General features: G+C 66.6%; 19 protein-coding genes. 12 read left to right on the forward strand and 7 right to left on the reverse strand.

Annotated features, from left to right (window positions below):
* Positions 1-120 precede the first annotated feature (120 nt).
* From AB4Y91_RS03585 to AB4Y91_RS03595, 3 genes are read left to right on the forward strand one after another with little or no spacing between them, the layout of a single operon-like run.
* A complete protein-coding gene (locus AB4Y91_RS03585; protein WP_441417159.1) occupies positions 121-1,050 on the forward strand; it encodes an ABC transporter permease in 930 nt (309 codons plus the stop codon).
* On the forward strand, positions 1,040-2,032 hold the full coding sequence (locus AB4Y91_RS03590; RefSeq protein ID WP_441417160.1) for an ABC transporter permease: 993 nt from the start codon (positions 1,040-1,042) through the stop codon (positions 2,030-2,032). The genes AB4Y91_RS03585 and AB4Y91_RS03590 overlap by 11 nt, the downstream gene beginning before the upstream one ends.
* 11 nt (positions 2,033-2,043) lie before the next feature.
* Entirely contained in the window at positions 2,044-3,765 is a 1,722-nt protein-coding gene (locus tag AB4Y91_RS03595) for an ABC transporter ATP-binding protein (RefSeq protein ID WP_441417161.1), read from the forward strand.
* A 148-nt stretch (positions 3,766-3,913) separates the two neighbouring features.
* Here AB4Y91_RS03595 and AB4Y91_RS03600 read toward each other — a convergent pair whose 3' ends face one another.
* Complete coding sequence (locus AB4Y91_RS03600; RefSeq protein ID WP_441417162.1) at positions 3,914-4,732, reverse strand: SGNH/GDSL hydrolase family protein; 819 nt, start codon at positions 4,730-4,732, stop codon at positions 3,914-3,916.
* A gap of 288 nt (positions 4,733-5,020) precedes the next feature.
* On the opposite strand from AB4Y91_RS03600, the gene typA reads away from it, so the two are divergent.
* The 3 genes from typA to AB4Y91_RS03615 all read left to right on the forward strand — a co-directional run bounded on the left by typA (position 5,021) and on the right by AB4Y91_RS03615 (position 8,487).
* Positions 5,021-6,949, forward strand: coding sequence for a translational GTPase TypA (typA, locus tag AB4Y91_RS03605; protein ID WP_441417163.1), 1,929 nt, complete (start codon positions 5,021-5,023; stop codon positions 6,947-6,949).
* Between the two features lie 27 nt (positions 6,950-6,976).
* On the forward strand, positions 6,977-7,354 hold the full coding sequence (locus tag AB4Y91_RS03610; RefSeq protein WP_441417164.1) for a hypothetical protein: 378 nt from the start codon (positions 6,977-6,979) through the stop codon (positions 7,352-7,354).
* Positions 7,355-7,677: 323 nt separating this feature from the next.
* On the forward strand, positions 7,678-8,487 hold the full coding sequence (locus AB4Y91_RS03615; protein WP_441417165.1) for a type IV toxin-antitoxin system AbiEi family antitoxin domain-containing protein: 810 nt from the start codon (positions 7,678-7,680) through the stop codon (positions 8,485-8,487).
* 442 nt (positions 8,488-8,929) lie between these two features.
* On the opposite strand, the gene AB4Y91_RS03620 is transcribed toward AB4Y91_RS03615, so the two are convergent.
* The gene (locus tag AB4Y91_RS03620; RefSeq protein ID WP_441417166.1) at positions 8,930-9,178 is read right to left on the reverse strand and encodes a putative acetyltransferase; all 249 of its coding nucleotides are present in this window, start codon (positions 9,176-9,178) and stop codon (positions 8,930-8,932) included.
* Between the two features lie 152 nt (positions 9,179-9,330).
* Between AB4Y91_RS03620 and fdxA the strand changes: the two genes are divergently transcribed.
* The 5 genes from fdxA to AB4Y91_RS03645 all read left to right on the forward strand — a co-directional run bounded on the left by fdxA (position 9,331) and on the right by AB4Y91_RS03645 (position 13,802).
* Positions 9,331-9,657, forward strand: coding sequence for a ferredoxin (gene fdxA / locus AB4Y91_RS03625; RefSeq protein ID WP_056737938.1), 327 nt, complete (start codon positions 9,331-9,333; stop codon positions 9,655-9,657).
* Between the two features lie 12 nt (positions 9,658-9,669).
* Positions 9,670-10,818: a succinyldiaminopimelate transaminase gene (dapC, locus tag AB4Y91_RS03630; protein WP_441417167.1), complete on the forward strand. Its 1,149-nt coding sequence runs from the start codon at positions 9,670-9,672 to the stop codon at positions 10,816-10,818.
* A gap of 231 nt (positions 10,819-11,049) precedes the next feature.
* On the forward strand, positions 11,050-12,333 hold the full coding sequence (locus tag AB4Y91_RS03635) for a citrate synthase (RefSeq protein ID WP_307034993.1): 1,284 nt from the start codon (positions 11,050-11,052) through the stop codon (positions 12,331-12,333).
* A 136-nt stretch (positions 12,334-12,469) separates the two neighbouring features.
* Positions 12,470-13,132, forward strand: a complete 663-nt coding sequence (locus AB4Y91_RS03640) for a TetR/AcrR family transcriptional regulator (RefSeq protein ID WP_441417168.1) — start codon at positions 12,470-12,472, stop codon at positions 13,130-13,132.
* Positions 13,133-13,190: 58 nt separating this feature from the next.
* Positions 13,191-13,802, forward strand: coding sequence for a hypothetical protein (locus tag AB4Y91_RS03645; RefSeq protein ID WP_441417169.1), 612 nt, complete (start codon positions 13,191-13,193; stop codon positions 13,800-13,802).
* Between the two features lie 13 nt (positions 13,803-13,815).
* Here the strand turns inward: AB4Y91_RS03645 and AB4Y91_RS03650 are convergent, their stop codons facing one another.
* Both AB4Y91_RS03650 and dapD read right to left on the reverse strand, forming a co-directional pair.
* Positions 13,816-14,667 (reverse strand): hypothetical protein, encoded by an 852-nt coding sequence (locus tag AB4Y91_RS03650; protein ID WP_441417170.1) that lies wholly within the window; start codon positions 14,665-14,667, stop codon positions 13,816-13,818.
* A gap of 96 nt (positions 14,668-14,763) precedes the next feature.
* Entirely contained in the window at positions 14,764-15,774 is a 1,011-nt protein-coding gene (gene dapD / locus AB4Y91_RS03655) for a 2,3,4,5-tetrahydropyridine-2,6-dicarboxylate N-succinyltransferase (RefSeq protein WP_441417171.1), read from the reverse strand.
* A gap of 70 nt (positions 15,775-15,844) precedes the next feature.
* Between dapD and dapE the strand changes: the two genes are divergently transcribed.
* Positions 15,845-16,969 (forward strand): succinyl-diaminopimelate desuccinylase, encoded by a 1,125-nt coding sequence (dapE, locus tag AB4Y91_RS03660; protein ID WP_441417172.1) that lies wholly within the window; start codon positions 15,845-15,847, stop codon positions 16,967-16,969.
* A 105-nt stretch (positions 16,970-17,074) separates the two neighbouring features.
* Here dapE and AB4Y91_RS03665 read toward each other — a convergent pair whose 3' ends face one another.
* From AB4Y91_RS03665 to AB4Y91_RS03675, 3 genes are all read right to left on the reverse strand, one after another.
* A complete protein-coding gene (locus tag AB4Y91_RS03665) occupies positions 17,075-17,911 on the reverse strand; it encodes an amino acid ABC transporter permease (RefSeq protein ID WP_441417173.1) in 837 nt (278 codons plus the stop codon).
* Positions 17,908-18,558: an amino acid ABC transporter permease gene (locus tag AB4Y91_RS03670; protein ID WP_441417174.1), complete on the reverse strand. Its 651-nt coding sequence runs from the start codon at positions 18,556-18,558 to the stop codon at positions 17,908-17,910. The genes AB4Y91_RS03665 and AB4Y91_RS03670 overlap by 4 nt, the downstream gene beginning before the upstream one ends.
* A 100-nt stretch (positions 18,559-18,658) precedes the next feature.
* A complete protein-coding gene (locus tag AB4Y91_RS03675; protein ID WP_441417175.1) occupies positions 18,659-19,540 on the reverse strand; it encodes a glutamate ABC transporter substrate-binding protein in 882 nt (293 codons plus the stop codon).
* Positions 19,541-19,615: the final 75 nt, after the last annotated feature.

Here is a 19,615-nt window from a genome sequence, read left to right on the forward strand (position 1 = left end):
CGCAGCCGGCCCGCCGTGACCGCACCGGCGACGGCTGCACCCATAGTGAAAAGGTTCTTTGATGAACAACTCCGCCGCATCCTTGGACAGGATGCCTGCTGACGGGGGTGTCCTTCGCTGATGGCGACCTACATCCTTAAGCGTTTCCTGCAGCTGATCCCGGTCTTCCTGGGCGCCACGCTGCTTGTCTACTTCCTGGTCTTCAGCCTGCCTGGCGACCCTATCGTGGCACTCTTCGGCGACAAGCCGGTCAACCAGGCCGTCGCGGCCCAGCTCCGCGAGCAGTACCACCTGGACCAGCCGTTCTGGATCCAATACCTGCTGTATCTCAAGGGGATCTTCACCTTCGACCTTGGCCAGGACTTCTCCGGCCGCCCGATCGCCGCCGTGCTGGGCGAGGTCTTCCCGGTCACGGCCCGGCTGGCCGTCATGGCGCTGATCTTCGAAGCCGTCTTCGGCATCATCTTCGGTCTGATCGCCGGCCTCCGGAAGGGCAAGTTCTTCGACGCAACGGTCCTGATCGCCTCCCTGATCGTGATCGGCATCCCGATCTTCGTGCTCGGCTTCCTGCTGCAGTTCACCATCGGCGTCCAGCTCGGCTGGGCCAAGCCCACCGTCAGCTCGGCCGCCACGGTGCAGGACCTGATCCTGCCGGCGATCGTCCTCGGCCTCGGCTCATTCGCCTACGTCCTGCGCCTCACCCGGACATCCGTCATCGAAAACATGAATGCCGACTATGTGCGCACCGCCACGGCTAAGGGCCTGTCCCGCTTCCGTGTGGTCCGCGTGCACATTCTGCGCAACTCGCTGATCCCGGTGATCACCTTCCTCGGCGCCGACCTGGGCGCCCTGATGGGCGGAGCCATCGTCACCGAAGGCATCTTCAACGTCCCCGGTGTCGGCAACCGGCTCTACCGCGCCGTTACGCAGGGTGAGGGCCCCACGGTCGTCTCGATCGTCACGGTGCTCGTGTTGATCTACGTCGTGTCCAACCTGCTTGTAGACCTGCTGTACGCCTGGCTTGACCCAAGGATCCGCTATGACGCCTGAGAACATGACCCCAGACCTGCGCCCTGCGGCGCCGGCGAAGCGGCACGTCGAACACTTCGTCGCCGACTTTGCCGAAACACCGCTGCAGGCAACCGACAAGGTCAAGGAAGACCAGGCCCCGCTGAGCCTTTGGGGCGAGGCCTGGAAGAACCTGCGCAGGCAGCCGCTCTTCCTGATCTCCGCGTTCCTGATCCTCGTCGTCGTCGCCGTGTCACTCTTCCCCTCGCTCTTTTCCGGTATTGATCCGGCCTCCGAGGCATGCCAGCTGGCCAATTCCGACGCCGGACCGGCGGCCGGGCACCCGCTGGGCTTCACCCAGCAAGGCTGCGACGTGTATGCGCGCGTCATTTTCGGCACGCGCTCTTCGGTGACCGTGGGCCTCTTCACCACCCTCGGCGTCCTCCTCATCGGCGGCATCATGGGGGCCCTCGCCGGCTACTACGGGGGCTGGGTGGACTCCATCCTGGCCCGCATCAACGACATCTTCTTCGCCCTGCCGCTGATCCTCGGCGCCATTGTGATGATGCAGCTGCCGGTGTTCCGTGCCAACCGCACGGCCTGGACGCTCGTGCTGATCCTGGTCACCTTCGGCTGGCCGCAGATCGCGCGCATCACCCGCGGCGCCGTCATCGAGGTCCGCAACGCTGACTTCGTGACTGCCGCCCGTTCCCTGGGTGTCTCCAAGTTCGGCGCGCTGATGCGCCATGTCATGCCGAACTCGCTCGCGCCGATCATCGTCGTGGCCACCATTTCGCTGGGCACCTTCATCGTCGCGGAATCCACCCTGTCGTTCCTCGGCATCGGCCTCCCGCCGAGCGTCATGTCCTGGGGCAATGACATCCAGGCAGCGCAGGCGTCCCTGCGGTCCAACCCGATGCCGCTGCTCTGGCCGGCTATCGCGCTGTCCATCACCGTCCTGAGCTTCATCATGCTGGGCGACGCCCTGCGTGATGCGCTCGATCCCAAAGCGCGCAAGCGATGAAAGGGGACGCCATGAACGCCTCTGTCGAAATCCACGAAGCCGGCGCGGCGGCCGGGCGCCCGCTCCTTGAAATCAAGGACCTGGCAATCAGCTTCACCACCAGCAACGGCGAGGTCAACGCCGTCCGCAACGCCCACCTCACCGTGATGCCCGGCGAAACCGTCGCGATCGTCGGCGAATCCGGTTCCGGCAAGTCGACGACGGCGCTGGCCGCCATCGGCCTGCTTCCGGGCAACGGCCGGGTGGCTGCCGGACAAGTCATCTTCGACGGCGAGGACATCGCCCACGCCTCGGAGAAGCGCATGATCGAGCTGCGCGGCAACAGCATCGGCATGGTGCCGCAGGATCCGATGTCCAACCTCAACCCGGTCTGGAAAATCGGTTACCAGGTCCGGGAAACACTGAAGGCGAACGGGCTGCCCAGCGGCCCGGACGACGTCGCGAAGGTGCTTTCCGAGGCCGGCCTGCCGGATGCTGCGCGCCGCGCCAACCAGTATCCGCACGAATTCTCCGGCGGCATGCGCCAGCGTGCCCTGATCGCCATCGGCCTGTCCTGCCAGCCGCGCCTGCTCATCGCCGATGAGCCGACGTCGGCCCTGGATGTGACCGTGCAGCGCCAGATCCTGGACCACCTGGACAAGATGACCACCGAACTCGGAACGGCCGTCCTGCTGATCACGCACGATCTGGGCCTGGCTGCCGAACGTGCCGACAAGGTCGTGGTGATGTACCGCGGGCAGGTCGTTGAATCCGGTCCCTCGCTGGAGCTGCTGCAGAACCCGCAGCACCCGTATACCCAGCGGCTGGTCGCCTCGGCGCCGTCGCTGGCGTCACGGCGCATCCAGGCCGCCAAGGAACTGGGCGTCGAATCGGAGGATCTGCTGGCGCCGGCCGAGGACGTCGTCGTCGCGTCGAGCATGCCCGACGAGGTGCTCCAGATTGAGAACCTGAGCAAGGTTTTCAAGCTGCGCTCCGGCTTCGGCCGGGCCACCGACTTCACCGCGGTGGACGACGTCTCCTTCAGCGTCAAGCGCGGAACCACGACGGCGATCGTGGGGGAGTCGGGTTCCGGCAAGTCCACGGTGGCGCAGATGGTGCTGAACCTGCTGCAGCCCACCTCGGGCAAGATCGTGTTCGACGGCGTCGACACCTCCACGCTGAACAGCAAGGAGATCTTCGCCTTCCGCCGCCGCGTGCAGCCGATCTTCCAGGACCCCTACGGTTCCCTCGATCCGATGTACAACATCTTCCGGACCATCGAGGAACCGCTGCGGACCCACAAGATCGGGGACAAGGCCAGCCGCGAGAAGAAGGTCCGGGAACTGCTGGACCAGGTGGCGCTGCCGCAGTCCACCATGCAGCGGTACCCGAACGAGCTCTCCGGCGGCCAGCGCCAGCGCGTGGCAATCGCACGCGCCCTGGCCCTCGACCCCGAGGTGATCATCTGCGACGAGGCCGTTTCGGCGCTCGACGTGCTGGTGCAGGCGCAGGTGTTGAACCTGCTTGCAGACCTGCAGTCCCGGCTGGGCCTGACCTACCTGTTCATCACCCATGACCTTGCGGTGGTCCGGCAGATCGCCGACCACGTGTGCGTGATGGAGAAGGGCAAGCTGGTCGAAACCGGTTCCACCGACGACGTGTTCGACTCGCCGCAGCAGGACTACACCAAGGCCCTGCTCAACGCGATTCCCGGCGCCAAGCTCATGCTGCCCCCCGAGGTGGCAACGGCCTAGCCATAGGCTGCGGCAAGAGCAAGCCTTAAAACACAAGAGCCGGCGTCCACCCCAGGGTGGGCGCCGGCTCTTGCGTTGGCTGGTTGTTTCTTGGTTGTTTTCTGGTTGGTGGCTGACGGTCCTAGCCGGCGTGGGCCCGTGTCAGTCCTTACAGGTCGAGGGCCTCAAGCCGCTTGGTTAGCAGGGCCCCCGCGAGCCTGTGCCCTTCTGCATTCAGGTGGCGGTCGTCAGCCAGGTACCGGGCGAGACCGTAACGGGTCAGCCAGTCGCCGACGCTGACGAAGGAGAGACCGTACTCCTTGGCAACCGCGCCCAGCAGGGTGTCCACCTGTGTCCGGCGCCCGCCGCCGGCCTGGGCGCCCCGCGCCAGGGTCCCGACCAGCACCACCTCGGCGGCGGGGTAGCGGTCCTCGATGGCCTGGATCAGGCGCTCGGCGTGCTCAGCAATGTCGACATTTGAGGCGCCTCTGGCGGCGTCGTTTCCGCCGCCTTCGATGACGACCAGCGGTGGCGCGCCGTAGGGCAGGCGCCAGTCCCCGTTCTCGAGGCCGTCGATGTAGTTTCCGCGGGTGCCGTTGCCGGCCACGAACCCGGTGCCGCTTCCGCCGCCGAACACCACGTCGTAGCCGAGGTTCCCGAGGGCAAGCCGGGGCCAGCTCTCCGAAGGCTCGGACTGGGAATCGCCGATCAATACGGCGGTGCTCGAAATGTCCTCGACGATGACTTCGTCCCTGCCGTTCGCAGGGTTCCGGTAGACCGAGCCCGGGGGCAGGCTGTCCGGATTCACCGCTGCGGTCTTCTTGCGGACGGAACCTGCTGCCGCGGGCTGTCCCGGGCCGGCCGCCGCGGCCACCGGAAGCTCCTTCACGCGGTCTGAGGTTTTGGGCAACTCGGCTGCGTCGGGCGCCGGGGCACAGCCGCCAAGGAAGAGGGCTGCGGCGAGAAATGGCGGGATGATACGGGCCATCCTCTGGACGCTTGGCATGTCGGACTTCCCCCGCGTTCGTAGTTACTCCAGCAATAATGCGGCATGCCCGGCCCGAATACCAGTGACTTTGGTCACCTGACAGCGTGGGGGACTCACGATTCGGTAACAGGCCGGGGGAGGGGCGCTTTGGGATTTTAGGCCAATAAATGCCCTAGCGTCTAGAATGGATGAAGGCGCCCTGTGTCAAAGGGCCGTACCTGTCGTGCGTTCCGGTTGGAAATGTCGCGATACAACAGCTGACTTCACCACTGAATCGAGCAATAACGCATGTCTGAAACCACCACCAACACTGCGGTAGCCACTGCATCGCGCAGTGACCTGCGCAACGTCGCGATCGTGGCCCACGTTGACCACGGCAAGACCACTCTGGTCGACGCCATGCTCAAGCAGACCAACTCCTTTGCCGAGCACAACCACCTCGAAGACCGTGTCATGGACTCCGGTGACCTGGAACGCGAAAAGGGCATCACCATCCTGGCCAAGAACACCACGGTGGCCTACAACGGTCCGTCCTCGCACGGTGAGACCATCACGATCAACGTGATCGACACCCCCGGCCACGCCGACTTCGGCGGTGAGGTCGAGCGCGGCCTGTCGATGGTCGACGGCGTCGTCCTCCTCGTCGACGCCTCTGAGGGCCCACTGCCCCAGACCCGCTTCGTGCTGCGCAAGGCCCTCGCCGCGCACCTCCCGGTGATCCTGTTGGTCAACAAGACCGACCGCCCCGACGCCCGGATCGAGGAAGTCGTCCACGAGTCCATGGACCTGCTCCTTGGCCTGGCCTCCGACCTCGCCGACGAAGTTCCGGACCTGGACCTGGACAAGATCCTCAACGTTCCGGTCGTCTACGCCGCCGCCAAGGTCGGCCGCGCTTCGCTCGAGCAGCCCGCTGACGGCACCGCTCCGGAGAACGAGGACCTGGAGCCGCTGTTCCAGACCATCATCGACCACATCCCGGCGCCGACCTACAACCCGAACGGTGTGCTGCAGGCGCACGTCACCAACCTTGACGCCTCCCCGTTCCTTGGCCGCCTCGCCCTGCTGCGTATCTATAACGGCACCCTGCGCAAGGGCCAGACCGTGGCCTGGGCTCGCGCCAACGGTGAGCTGAAGAACGTCAAGATCACCGAGTTGCTCGCCACCAAGGCACTGGACCGCGTCCCGGCCGAGTCCGCGGGCCCGGGCGAGATTGTCGCCGTCGCCGGCATCGAGGAAATCACCATCGGTGAGACCCTGACCGACGCCGAGAACCCGCAGCCGCTGCCGCTGATCACGGTGGATGACCCCGCCATCTCCATGACCATCGGTATCAACACCTCGCCGCTGGCCGGCAAGGTCAAGGGCGCGAAGGTCACCGCACGTCAGGTCAAGGATCGCCTCGATAAGGAACTGATCGGTAACGTCTCGATCAAGGTGCTCCCCACCGAGCGTCCGGATGCCTGGGAAGTCCAGGGCCGTGGCGAGCTCGCGCTGGCCATCCTGGTCGAGCAGATGCGCCGCGAAGGCTTCGAGCTGACTGTGGGCAAGCCGCAGGTTGTCACCAAGACCATCGACGGCAAGATCCACGAGCCGATGGAGCACATGACCATCGACGTGCCGGAAGAGTACCTCGGCGCCGTCACCCAGCTCATGGCAGCCCGCAAGGGCCGCATGACCAACATGGCCAACCACGGCACCGGCTGGTGCCGCATGGAATTCATCGTTCCGGCCCGTGGCCTGATCGGCTTCCGCACCAAGTTCCTCACGGACACCCGTGGCGCCGGCATCGCCGCCTCCATCTCCGAAGGCTACGAGCCGTGGGCCGGCCCGATCGAGTACCGCACCAACGGTTCGATGATCGCCGACCGCGCCGGTGTTGTGACCCCGTTCGCCATGATCAACCTGCAGGAGCGTGGCTCCTTCTTCGTCAAGCCCACCTCCGAGGTCTATGAGGGCATGATCGTCGGCGAGAACTCCCGCGCCGATGACATGGACGTCAACATCACCAAGGAAAAGAAGCTCACCAACATGCGTGCCGCTTCCTCGGACACCTTCGAGAACCTGACGCCGCCGCGCGACCTGACCCTCGAAGAGTCCCTCGAATTCGCCCGCGAAGACGAGTGCGTCGAGGTCACCCCGGAGTCGATCCGCATCCGCAAGGTCATCCTCGACACCAACGAGCGGGCCAAGTCCAACCGCGCCCGCGCCAAGGTCTAATCCCGGTCTACCGGCTTCGGCTGAGACGTGACTAAGAGAGCTGCCGGAAGGGCAGGCGGTATTGCCGCCGCCCTTCCGGCAGCTCTTTTTGTTGCCCTGGCTGGCACCGCGCTGCACCGGCAGCATCTGGCAGTGGCCGGCGTCGACCTTCCCTGGGGCGCTGTCGCCGCGCTGGTCCTGCTGGCGTCCGTGGAGCTGCTGCTCGGGACCGCCTTCCGTTCCCTCGTCCCGACGGCGGTCTGCGGCGCGGGATGCTACGCGCTGACAGGCTGGTGGTCCACCCTCGAGGTAGGCAAGCGTCTGATCATCGGGGACCTCGCCGGGAATCTCTGGATCTTCGGCGCGGGCGCGGTCACAGTGGCCATGCTCGTCTGGTGCCGCCGCTACGCACGGCACGCGGGGTAGCGGAGCCGGACCCACGGGGGACATGCCCATCCTCCGCTCCCCGGGGTGGACATGCCCATCCTCCGCACCTGCCCCCTTGGGACATGCCCATCCTTCGGCCGCTGGGGTGGACATATTCGCACTATGTCCACCGCTCGGGCCCGGCAGCGGACATGTCCCGTTCTGAGCAATGGACATGCCCAGTCCCGGGACCTGCCAAACGGACATGTCCCGATCCCGCCGGTGTACATGCCCAACGGCGGCGCCTACCCATGGACATGCACTTGTGCACATACCGGAAGAAGGGGCTGCTCCGGGGCGGCCGGCATAGAGATCATGGGCCCATGGTCAAAGTCAGTGAAGTCATGTCCAAGCACGACGGCGTGGCCCGCGCCAAGCATCTCGCGGCGGCCGGAATATCCAGCTTCCAGCTCAACGCCGCTCTCGCCAACGGAAGTGTCGCCCGAGTCGCCCGCGGGGTATACGCAATACCGGGCGCGGATCCGCAACTGGTCGCCATCCGTTCCCTGCCCGCCGAGCCCGCCTGTGTCAGTGCCGCGCACTTTAGTGGACTTTGGGTGCTCGAAGCGCCCAAGCAGCCGCATGTAGCGCTGCCCCACAGCCGCAGTTACCCGGGCTTTGTCTGCCACCGGTCTGCGGCACCGCCGACACTGCTGGACACCGTGGTCCAAAGCCTGCGCTGCCTGCCGGAACTGGAGGGCCTGGCACTCGCCGAATCCGCCGTCGTCCTCAAGGGCCTTCCGCTGTCAGCGCTCCGACAGCGGCTGGCCGGCCGAAGCGACGCCCGGGAGCGCAGAATTGCTGCGGCTATCGTTCCGCAGTCGCAGTCGGTCATCGAGTGCATGGCGCGGTTCCTCCTGCGACGGGCGGGCTTTCATGTTGAGTCGCAGGTGAACATCCCCGGAATGGGCCACCTGGACCTCATGGTGGACGGCCGGCTCGGGATTGAGACCGACGGTGCCGGGTTTCACATGGACCGCGCAAGTTTCGAAGAAGACCGACGGCGGTGGAATGTCACTGTCCGGTTGGGCGTACCCACCCTGGTCGTGACCTACCCTCTGCTCAAATATCGTCCTCAGGAATTTATAGCCATGGTCCGTGAGGCGTTGAACCGGCTCTCAGCGGCCGCTTGACGCCGGTCGTCCGGGCCGAGCAAAGCAGCTCGCAGGATGTGTGCACCCCCTGTCGGCACTGGACTTGTCCGCGTTGCAGCATCGTCGATGGACATGTTCCGCGCTCGGTCGGGCGCGGGACGGACATGCTCCGTGCGCGCGGCCGGCAATGGACATATGGACAATGTGTCCATTGCTCGGCTCTAGGCGAGGACATGTCCGTCGGCGACCGCGGAGAATGAGCGCGCTCCCCGCTCCCGGCCAAGGCTGGACACATGGGCAGTATGTCCATTGCGCGAAGCTAGGGGTGGGCATGTTCCGCGGGGGCCGGGTGGGCTCGCAACGGGCATGCTCCCCGCTTCCCGTCAGGGATGGACGTATACGTGTTATGTCCATTGCTCAGTGCAGGCGGTGGGCATGTCCGGCGGGGCGGGCAGGGGGTGGGCATGTCCGGCGGCCGGGGCTACGGTTGGGCGTGTCCCCGGGGCCGGCGGGCCGGGGCGGGCGGCACTTCCTTGGCCGCCACGACGAGCCGGAGCGGGATGACGACGTCGGCGCGCCGGGTGCGGACGGTGCAGCCGCCGTCGGCCTTCCCCACGAGGTCGCCGATCGCGTCCGTGAGGCCTCCCTCGATCCGGTACCGCACCACCACGCGGGTGCCCAGGGGTGCGTCGGAGAGGAACTGCTGCGGCTGGGGGATCGGTGAACTCACCCGTTCATAGTAGGACGCGCGGGCTCTGTGACGCCCGGCTAGGTTCGCGGGATCAGACTGGGAGATAATAGGCTCGGAAGTCAGTAGCCCGGCGCTCAGGCCGGGAGCAAGATCCGGCGGGACGCCGGAACCAACGTGGAGAGGCCAGGGACGTGACGTACGTAATCGCGCAGCCGTGTGTAGATGTCAAAGATAAGGCATGTATTGAAGAGTGCCCCGTCGATTGCATCTACGAGGGTGAGCGCTCCCTGTACATCCACCCGGACGAGTGCGTGGACTGCGGTGCCTGCGAGCCGGTCTGCCCCGTCGAAGCCATCTACTACGAGGACGACACCCCCGAGGAGTGGGCCGACTACTACAAGGCCAACGTTGAGTTCTTCGACGTGCTCGGTTCGCCGGGTGGCGCCGCCAAGATCGGCAACACCCACACGGACCACCCGATGATCGCCGCCCTGCCCCCGCAGAACCAAGACAACTAGGACGGCGCTCCGGTGACTTCTGCGGTGCGCAGCTTCGGCCTCAGCCTGCCCGACTACCCGTGGGAAGCCATGGCCCCGTATCTCGCGCGGGCCGCGGCGCACCGGGGGGGCGTAGCCAACCTCTCGATCGGCACCCCGGTGGATGACACGCCGGCCCTGGTGCAGGAGGCGCTCCGGGCGGCGGCCAATGCGCCCGGCTACCCGACGGTGCACGGCACCCAGGCGCTCCGGGAAGCGATCGCTGCCTGGTTCGACCGGCGCCGCGGCGTCCCCGGACTGGACCCGCAGAACGTGATGCCCACCGTCGGGTCCAAGGAGCTCGTGGCCTGGCTGCCGTTCCTGCTCGGACTCAGGGCCGGCGACGTCGTGGTCCGCCCGACCGTCGCGTACCCCACCTACGACATCGGGGCCACCTTCGCCGGCGCCGAGCACGTGGCCGCGGACGACCTCGACGAACTCGACGCCGACACCCGCTCGCGCGTCCGGCTCGTCTGGATTAACTCCCCGGCCAATCCAACCGGCAGCGTGCGTGACGTCGCGTCGCTGCAGCGGATCGTCGGCCAGGCGCGGGAACTTGGTGCCGTGGTCGCCTCCGACGAGTGCTACGCCGAACTTGGCTGGGGCGAATGGGACGTCCAGCGCGGCGGCGAGCCGGTCCCCAGCATCCTTGACCCCCGGGTGGCCGGGGACTCCCATGAGGGACTTCTGGCGGTCTACTCGCTGAGCAAGCAGTCCAACCTCGCCGGCTATCGCGCCGCTTTCGTGGCCGGCGACGGCGCCATCATGGCCAACCTGGTGAACAGCCGCAAACACGCGGGCATGATCGTGCCGTACCCGGTCCAGGAGGCCATGCGGGTGGCCCTCGGCGACGACGCCCACGTGGCGGCGCAAAAGGACCTGTACCGCGGCCGGCGCGAACGGATCGTCCCGGCACTGGAGCGTTTCGGGCTGGACATCCGTGAATCCCGCGCCGGACTGTACCTCTGGGCCACGGCGGGCGAGGCGACCTGGGACACCGTGGGCAGGCTCGCCGACCGTGGAATCGTCGTCGGTCCCGGTGTCTTCTACGGGGACGCCGGCAACGGCTTCATCCGGGTGGCGCTCACTGCCAGTGACGAGCGGATCGACGCCGCCGTCGAGCGGCTGGCTACGGGACCGTAACAATGCTGTGAGGAGGGCCACAAGATGCGGGATTTGGTCGCCTTGGAATCGCCTCGGATTAGTGCCACCCGCGAACTGACGGTAGTTTTTAACTGACTATCAATGGTGGCTTTCCACAAGAAGGCAGCGCAGCCGTTGGAATCCGTGTCCAGATACAGGTTCCGTGGGCGGCTTCACCAGATGTTGGATCAAGCTTTCAACAGGGGCCCAGACGCCTCATGAGGAGAATCCATGACTGAGACCACCAGCGCAACCCTGCGTCACGCGGGCGGCGAGCTCGAGCTCCCGCGCATCAAGGTTGTTGAAGGAAACGAAGGCTACGACGTTTCCAAGCTGCTGAAGCAGACCGGCGCCGTTGCCTTCGACCCCGGTTTCATGAACACCGCGGCCACCACCTCGGCCATCACCTACATTGACGGTGACGCCGGCATCCTGCGCTACCGGGGCTACCCGATCGAGCAGCTCGCCCAGCACTCCAGCTTCCTGGAAGTTTCCTACCTGCTGATCTACGGCAACCTGCCGACGCCGGCCGAGCTGGAAGCGTTCGACCAGCGGATCCGCCACCACACCCTGCTGCACGAGGAGCTCAAGGGCTTCTTCAGCGGCTTCCCGCGCGACGCCCACCCGATGCCGGTGCTGTCCTCCGCCGTGTCCGCCCTGTCCACCTTCTACCAGGACTCGCTGGACCCGTTCAACGCCGAGCAGGTTGAGGTTTCCACCTACCGGCTGCTGGCCAAGATGCCGGTCATCGCTGCCTATGCCCTGAAGAAGTCCGTCGGCCAGCCCATGCTGTACCCGGACAACTCCCACAACCTCGTGGAGAACTTCCTGCGCCTGAGCTTCGGCCTCCCGGCCGAGCAGTACGAGGTGGACCCGGTGGTCGCCAAGGCACTGGACCTGCTGCTGATCCTGCACGCGGACCACGAGCAGAACTGCTCCACCTCCACGGTCCGCCTGGTCGGCTCCTCCAACGCCAACCTCTTCGCCTCCGTCTCCGCCGGCATCAACGCGCTCTTCGGCCCCGCCCATGGCGGCGCCAACGAGGCCGTACTCAAGATGCTCCGCCAGATCCAGGCCGACGGCATCAAGCCCGAGGACTACATGGAGAAGGTCAAGAACAAGGAAGACGGCGTCCGCCTGATGGGCTTCGGGCACCGGGTCTACAAGAACTACGACCCGCGCGCCAAGATCGTCAAGGCCACCGCCCACGAGATCCTCAGCAAGCTCGGCGGCAACGACGAGCTGCTGGAGATCGCGCTCCGCCTCGAAGAGAAGGCGCTGCAGGATGACTACTTCATCGAGCGCAAGCTCTACCCGAACGTGGACTTCTACACCGGCCTGATCTACAAGGCCATGGGCTTCCCGGAGAAGATGTTCACCGTGCTGTTCGCGATCGGCCGCCTGCCGGGCTGGATTGCCCAGTGGCGTGAAATGATCAGCGACCCGAACACCAAGATCGGCCGCCCGCGCCAGCTCTACACGGGAGAGCCGGAACGGAACTACCCTTCGGTCTAGGCTAGAAGCCGCTAACGACGCCGGCCGCGCACCTCAAGCATGAGGGTCCGTAGTACTGGAGTGAATGGTGCTGGAGTTGCGGGTGTGACCGGCGTGGGCAACCCGGGTGGGCGCACATCCGTGCTAAAAAGGAGCAATGCCCAAATTTGTCGACGCTGCATTGCGGCGCCAGGAAGTTGTCGAAGCCGTCTTCAGGATCGTCGCGGCGGACGGGCTGGAACGGGCCTCCCTCCGCGAAGTAGCGGACGAAGCCGATCTGGCGGTGGGCTCGGTGCGGCACTACTTTGCCAGCAGCGACGAACTCCTGGCGCACTCCTTCGGCGTCGTGGTGGACCGCATCGCCGGCCGGCTCGACGCCGCCGAGGACCGGCTGGCGGAAACCGCCCCTGGCTCGGCCGAGCACCGGCGAGGCGTGTTAACCCTGCTGGGGGAACTGCTGCCGCTGGATGAGGAGCGGGCCGTGGATGCCTGCGTCTGGATGGCCTTCAAGAACGCGGCCCGGACCAAGCCATTCCTCGCCGCGGAAGCCGACCGCAGCCACCGCACGGTGGCAGCCGTCGTGGGCCGGTTGATGATGGACCTGGCCGCGGCCGACGGCACGGCCGCCGTCGACGGCACAGACGGCACGGAGGTGCCGGGGCAGCAGCGGCTCGTCACCGAGGCCGAGCGGCTGCTGGCGACCCTGGACGGACTTACCATGCACGCTTTGCTGCAGCCGGAATGGATGACGGCGCAAATGTGCCACGATGTACTGGAAGCCCATCTGGCGAGCCTGGACCGCCGCGCTGCCAGCCATTAACGTGCGCTACCTTCAGGAATAGACTGGATAAGTACGTCATGCCAAGGGAGGCAATCGGATGCACCACACAGGCGGTCCCGGCTGGCGAATCACCATGGACACCTCAGGTCCCATGCTCATAGCGCTTTACGTCCGCGACGCGGCCGGCCTGGACACCGCGGGCCACCCCGCACTCTCCCACGTGGCACCGAAGATCCGTTCCTCCGACCATACGCACCTGATCGACGAGGTCGGTGGCATGCCGGCCCTCAAGACCGAGTGGGAAGCCTGGTGGGCGCAGATCCTGAAGGCCCACCCGGAGATGGAGCCCGAGCTTGGTCCGCCTGGCTTCCGGGCCTTCGGCAACTCGCCTGCCCTCCGGCGCGTGCTGCAGGCCCACTTCGGCGCCGCCCTCAGCTGGGCCCGGGAACGCCGCGGGGAGTATCTTGCCCTCGAAGCCGAGCGGGACGCCAGCGGGGCCAACCAGGTGCTCGCCGACATGGTCGATGACCGGCTGCTGGAAGTCGGCCGGGCCGCGCGCGACTTCGAACTGACCATCATCGAGCTTCCGCTCGCCGAGCCCCGGGCCTGGTACCTGGAGCCGGACAAGATCATCATGAGCTCGGCCCTGCTGTCCGAACCGGAACTCTTCCGCAGCTACGTCCAGCCGGTCGTCGAACTGCTGGTCTGAGCGGGCCCGGCAGCTACGACGCGGGTTTGTCGGCAACCGTGATGGTGACCTGCCCCTCAGGCCCTTCTGCGGTTTCCCAGCCCTTGTGGGACACCCTGGTCCAGCCCTGCCCGTCCAGCCGCACCTCCGTGACGGACAAGGCCTTGGCGTTGGCCACCGCCCACTGCGCCACCGCCCACGCCTCGCTGCCCTGGACCTGGATGGTCAGCGTCCGGCCGGCCGCCGTCGCCGGGATGCTCCCGAAAGCAGCCAGCAGGCGCTGGCGGACCTGCCCGGCGGCCCCGGCGGTATCCGGCTTGCGCAGCGAGCAATCGACGCCCTGCGGGGTGTACCCGGTCAGCGCCGAGGCGAAGGCCCGGGCCATCGGCTCATGCTGGGCATAGGCGCCCGGGTACGCTGAACGCTGGACCCGCTGCGCGGCCTCCGTGATGGGAAGCGATTCGTAGCCCGGGATCTTCACCAGCGCATCGTAGAAGGCGTTTGTGGCGTGGTACGGGTCCATCACCTGCTGCTCGGTGCCCCAGCCCTGCGACGGCCGTTGCTGGAACAGCCCTCGGGAATCCGGGCCGGCCTGGTCGCCGTGGCCGATGTTGCGCAGCTTCGATTCCTGCATGGAGGTGGCCAGGGCGATGCTGGCTGCGCGTGCCGGCAGCCCGCGCCGGACCGCAATGGCGCTGATCAGGGCGGCATTGGCGGCCTGGTCGGTGGCAAGATCTTCGCCGCCTGCGCCCACCGCGGTGCAGCGCTCCGTGATCAGCGTTTCGGAGCGCTGCAGGAATCCCACCGCCGTGTAGATGGCACCCGCCACCATGGCCAGGGTCAGCAACAGCACGATCCGACGGCGCCAGCCACCTCTGCGTGCCACGTAACTACTCCCTCAAGCCCTGACGGGCTAGTTAGTCCTTCAGCCAGTTGTTCTTCAGCCGGTTTGTTCTTCAGGCGGTTGGTTGGCGGCAGCCGCCTAGTTGGCGTGCAGGGCCTCATTGAGCTCGACAGTCTGGCCCTTGCGCGGCAGTACTTCCACCTCGCCGCTGGAGGAGTTGCGGCGGAAGAGCAGGTTCGGGACGCCGGAGAGTTCGACGGCCTTGACGATCCGGCTGGTGTCCTCGCCGTCGGCGTCCTTCGGCCCGATCACCCGCACCCGGGTTCCGGCCGTGACGTAGAGGCCGGCCTCGACGACGGAGTCGTCGCCGATGCTGATGCCCACGCCGGAGTTGGCGCCGAGCAAGACCCGTTCCCCAAGGGAGATCTTCTCCTTGCCGCCGCCGGAGAGGGTGCCCATGATGGAGGCCCCGCCGCCGACGTCGGAGCCGTCGCCGGCCACCACGCCGGCGGAGATGCGGCCCTCGACCATGGATGTTCCGAGCGTGCCGGCGTTGAAGTTTACGAAACCCTCGTGCATGACGGTGGTGCCCTCGGCCAGGTGCGCGCCGAGGCGGACCCGGTCGGCATCGGCGATCCGCACACCCGAGGGGATGACGTAGTCGACCATCCGGGGGAACTTGTCCACGCCGTAGACGGTCACCGCGCCGCGCTTGCGCAGCCGCGCCCGGGTCAGTTCGAAGTCCTCGACGGCGGCCGGGCCGAAGTTGGTCCACACGACGTTGGGCAGCTTGCCGAAAACGCCGTCCAGGTTGATGCTGTTCGGCCGCACCAGACGGTGGGAGAGCAGGTGCAGGCGCAGGTACGCGTCGGCGGTGTCGGCAGGCGCCTCGTCAAGGTGGATCTGCGCGAAAACGACCTTTTGTTCGGTGCCACGGTCCGCGTCGGCGCCGTGTGCGGCGATGTCGAGCAGTGACTGGTCCGCGTTCGCGACGTCGCGCAGGTTCTCTGCAGCGGTTCCGAGCGCCGGCGCCGGGAACCAGACGTCCAGCACCGTGGCCGTGCCGTTGCGGGTGGCGATGGTAGCGAGCCCGTAACCGTAGGCGGAGCGGGAGTTGTAGGGCACAGCAGCAGAAGCGGTTTCAGTCATGCGTCAAGTCTATAGACGGCCCCCGCGCTCCCCGAAACCGGTGACGGGGGCGGGCAGATACAGTGGAACGGTGACTGATCATACTGCCCCCGCCCGCCTGGACCTGCGCCAGGACGTTGCCCTGCTGACCGCGGACATCATCGACATTTTCAGCGTCTCCGGAGAGGAACGCCGCCTGGCTGACGCCGTGGAGCATGCCCTCCGCGCCATCCCGCAGCTGGAGCTGACCCGCGACGGCGACGCGATGATCGCCCGCACCAACCTGGGCAGGGCGGAGCGCGTCATTCTCGCCGGACACCTGGACACGGTCCCGCTGCCGACCACCGAGGGCGCGCTGGGCACCGTCCCCTCCTACTGGCCCTCAGGGGCGCCGGGGGAGGGCGTCCTGTACGGGCGCGGCGCCACCGACATGAAGAGCGGCGTCGCGGTGCAGCTCGCGCTGGCAGCGGGCCTGTTCGACGGCGGCGCGGCACCGGATAAGGACGTCACCTTCGTCTTCTATGACCACGAGGAAGTCGAGGGGGTCAAGAGCGGCCTCGGCCGGCTGGTCAGGAACCACGGCGGCCTGCTCGAGGGCGACTTTGCGATCCTGCTGGAACCGACCGACGGGACCGTCGAGGGCGGCTGCAACGGCACCATCCGTTTCGAGGCGACCACCCTCGGTGAGGCGGCCCACTCGGCGCGGGCCTGGATGGGCAGCAACGCCATCCACGCTGCGGCCCCGATCCTGGCCAGGCTGGCCGCCTACCAGCCGCAGACCGTCACCGTGGACGGACTGGACTACCGGGAGAGCCTCAACGCCGTGCGGGTCAACGGCGGGACGGCCGGCAACGTCATTCCGGACCGCTGCGTGGTGGAGATCAACTACCGCTTCGCCCCGGACAAATCCATGCAGCAGGCCGAGGAGCACGTCCGCGAACTGCTCGCCGGCTTCGACCTGGTCCGCACCGACGGAGCGAACGGGGCCCGGCCCGGCCTGAACCACCCCGCCGCCGCGTCCTTCGTCGCCGCCGTCGGCGCGGAGCCGAAGCCGAAGTACGGCTGGACCGACGTCGCGCGTTTCAGCGAGCTCGGCGTCCCCGCCGTGAACTTCGGGCCGGGTGATGCGCTGCTGGCGCACAAGGACGACGAGCACGTCGACGCCGACGCGATCCGCGAGTGCCTGCGGGCGCTGCGGAGCTGGCTGGGAGTCTAGCCGGCCGGGACCAATTCGCCGCTGGCCCGTCCGGGAAAAAGGCAGAAGGTCCGGAACCCGACTGGGTTCCGGACCTCCTGCGTTTGTACTGGCGGCTGGTACCGGCTACTTGGCCGGTGCGACTCCGGCGACCGGGACGTGGGCCATGCCGCCGGCGGCCTTCTTGGAACCGCGCTTCTCGATCCAGATGGCGATGCGGGAGACCGCCAGGTTGATCGCGATGTAGATCGCGGCGGCCACGAAGAACACCGGGAAGAGGAACTGCGGACCCAGGAAGTCCGCCATGACCTGCACCGCGCGGAGCAGCTCGCCGTAGGCCACGATGTATCCGAGCGAGGTGTCCTTGAGCAGGACAACCAGCTGCGCCACGAGCGAGGGGAGCATGCGGCGGATGGCCTGGGGCAGCTCGATGGTCAGCCGGGACTGGAAGCTGGTCAGGCCGATAGCGAGGCCGGCTTCCCGCTGGCCCTTGGGCAGCGACTGGATGCCGGCCCGGATGATTTCGGCGAAGATGGCCGAGTTGTAGAGGACCAGGCCGGCCACGACGGCGATGAAGGAGCTGGTGGCAAAGACGAGCAACACGAACAGCATCATCAGGACCACCGGCATGCCGCGGAGGAACTCCAGGACGATGCGGGTGGGGACACGGATCCAGGCGACGTCGGAGATCCGCATCAGGCACAGCAGCAGGCCCAGGGGGAAGGCGATCACGGCCGAGACCGCGGCGGCGCTCAGCGTGGCGCCGATGCCGTTGGCGATCAGCGTCCAAACGTCGGCCTGGCCGAAGATGGCCCACCGCTGGCCTTCGAAGATGCCCTGCTGGGCCAGGGTCATTACGGCCAGGACCAGGAGCGCGCCGATCACAATGACGCCGATGACCGAACCGATCAGGGAAACGCGGCGGGCCTTGGGACCCGGGACGTCGTAGAGAACTGAGGTCATCGTGCGATCGCCACCTTTCGTTCAACCACGTTGGCGAGGTAGCCAAGCGGGACGGTTATCAGCAGGTAGAAGAACGCGACGCCCACCAGGACCCACATGACGGCATCGCCGTGGTCGTTGGCAAGCTGCTTGCCGTAGCCGAAGAGCTCCAGCACATAGAACGCGCCGGCCACGGAGGAGTTCTTCACCAGGGCGATCAGGATATTGATCAAGGGCGGGATCACCGTGCGCAGGGCCTGCGGCAGGATGATCAGGGAGAGCACCTGGCTGAACTTCATGCCGATGCTGCGGGCGGCCTCGGCCTGGCCCACGGGAACGCTGTTGACGCCGGAGCGGACGGCCTCGGCGATGAAGGCCGAGGTGTAGGCGCTCAGGGCGATGATGGCGGCGACTTCGAACTGCTGGAACGTGACACCCAGGCGGGGCAGCACCACGGCGGCGAAGAAGAAGGCGATGGTCAGCGGGGTGTTCCGGACGATCTCCACGTAGGCCATGCTGAAGCCGCGCAGCGCGGCGATGGGGGAGACCCGGGCCGCTGCGAGCAGGGTACCGAAGACAAGGGCGATGATTCCCGAGACCACTGCCAGGAAGAGGGTTCTGAGAAAGCCGTCCCAGTATTGGGGCAGGCTCTCAATGATGACGTCCATAGGTTCCTTCAGCTGCGTTGAGGGGATTCAAGCGTTAGCGGGGCTGTGGCGGCCGCCGGGCCGCGAGTGCCGCGGTTTCCGGCGGCCGCCACATCCGGCTTTAGTAGCGGTTGATGGCGGGGAGCTTCGGGGCCGTCTTGATGACGGAGCCCGCGGTGGCTTCCCAGGCCTTCTTGTAGGAGCCATCCTTGTCGAAGGCTTCCAGCTGGTCGTTGATCCAGTTGCGGAAGACCTTGTCGTCCTTCTTCAGGCCAATGCCGTAAGGCTCCTTGGTGAAGGTCTCGTCCGAGGCCAGCTTGAAGGCGTCCGGCTCCTTGTTGACGAATCCGGCGAGGATGACGTTGTCGGTGGTGACGGCTTCAACCTGCTTGTTGCGCAGCGGCTCAAGGCAGGCCGAGTAGGTAGCGGCCGGGACCAGGATTGCTCCGTACTTCTCCACGATGGTGGAGGCAGGGGTGGAACCGGTCACGGAGCAGACCTTCTTGCCCTTGACGTCCTCGGGCTTGGTGATGGAGTTGTTGTCCTTGTTCACCATGAGGGCCTGGCCAGCCTCGTAGTACGGGCCGGCGAAGTCGACTTCGGTCTTGCGCTTGTCGTTGATCGTGTAGGTGGCGACGATGATGTCGACCTTGCCCTGCTTGATGAACTGCTCGCGGTTGGCGGAAACAGTCTCGACCCACTCGATCTTGTCGGCGGGGATGCCCAGCTTCGCGGCGATCAGCTTGCCGATCTCAACGTCGAAACCGACAGGCTTGCCGTCGAGGCCCTTCTGGCCGAACAGCGGCTGGTCGAACTTGGTGCCGATGGTGATCTTGCCGGCAGAAGAAAGCTTTGCCATGGTGCTGTCGGCGGCGAAGCTCGGCTTCTCGGCTACGGGCGGGTTCGTCGTGGAGGAGCTGCCGCCGCAGGCGCTCAGGCTCAGCGCCAGAGCTGCGGATGCGGCCACCAGAAGGGATTTCCTTCGGGTCAAAAATGCCATCATGACATTCCTTTCATTGGACGGCCGCCTCGCGGCAGCCTGGGTGCGGAATCTGCGGAATTTCAGTGGTGGTGTGCG

It is taken from the genome of Arthrobacter sp. YAF16, assembly GCF_052113385.1.
Classification (GTDB): Bacteria; Actinomycetota; Actinomycetes; order Actinomycetales; family Micrococcaceae; genus Arthrobacter.

Bases quoted from the DNA above. Each gene is read 5' to 3' on its own strand.
- AB4Y91_RS03585 (WP_441417159.1), top strand. From the start codon at position 121: ATGGCGACCTACATCCTTAAGCGTTTCCTGCAGCTGATCCCGGTCTTC.
- AB4Y91_RS03590 (WP_441417160.1), top strand. From the start codon at position 1,040: ATGACGCCTGAGAACATGACCCCAGACCTGCGCCCTGCGGCGCCGGCG.
- AB4Y91_RS03595 (WP_441417161.1), top strand. From the start codon at position 2,044: ATGAACGCCTCTGTCGAAATCCACGAAGCCGGCGCGGCGGCCGGGCGC.
- AB4Y91_RS03600 (WP_441417162.1), bottom strand. From the start codon at position 4,732: ATGGCCCGTATCATCCCGCCATTTCTCGCCGCAGCCCTCTTCCTTGGC.
- typA (WP_441417163.1), top strand. From the start codon at position 5,021: ATGTCTGAAACCACCACCAACACTGCGGTAGCCACTGCATCGCGCAGT.
- AB4Y91_RS03615 (WP_441417165.1), top strand. From the start codon at position 7,678: ATGGTCAAAGTCAGTGAAGTCATGTCCAAGCACGACGGCGTGGCCCGC.
- AB4Y91_RS03635 (WP_307034993.1), top strand. From the start codon at position 11,050: ATGACTGAGACCACCAGCGCAACCCTGCGTCACGCGGGCGGCGAGCTC.
- AB4Y91_RS03640 (WP_441417168.1), top strand. From the start codon at position 12,470: ATGCCCAAATTTGTCGACGCTGCATTGCGGCGCCAGGAAGTTGTCGAA.
- AB4Y91_RS03645 (WP_441417169.1), top strand. From the start codon at position 13,191: ATGCACCACACAGGCGGTCCCGGCTGGCGAATCACCATGGACACCTCA.
- dapD (WP_441417171.1), bottom strand. From the start codon at position 15,774: ATGACTGAAACCGCTTCTGCTGCTGTGCCCTACAACTCCCGCTCCGCC.
- AB4Y91_RS03665 (WP_441417173.1), bottom strand. From the start codon at position 17,911: ATGACCTCAGTTCTCTACGACGTCCCGGGTCCCAAGGCCCGCCGCGTT.
- AB4Y91_RS03670 (WP_441417174.1), bottom strand. From the start codon at position 18,558: ATGGACGTCATCATTGAGAGCCTGCCCCAATACTGGGACGGCTTTCTC.
- AB4Y91_RS03675 (WP_441417175.1), bottom strand. From the start codon at position 19,540: ATGATGGCATTTTTGACCCGAAGGAAATCCCTTCTGGTGGCCGCATCC.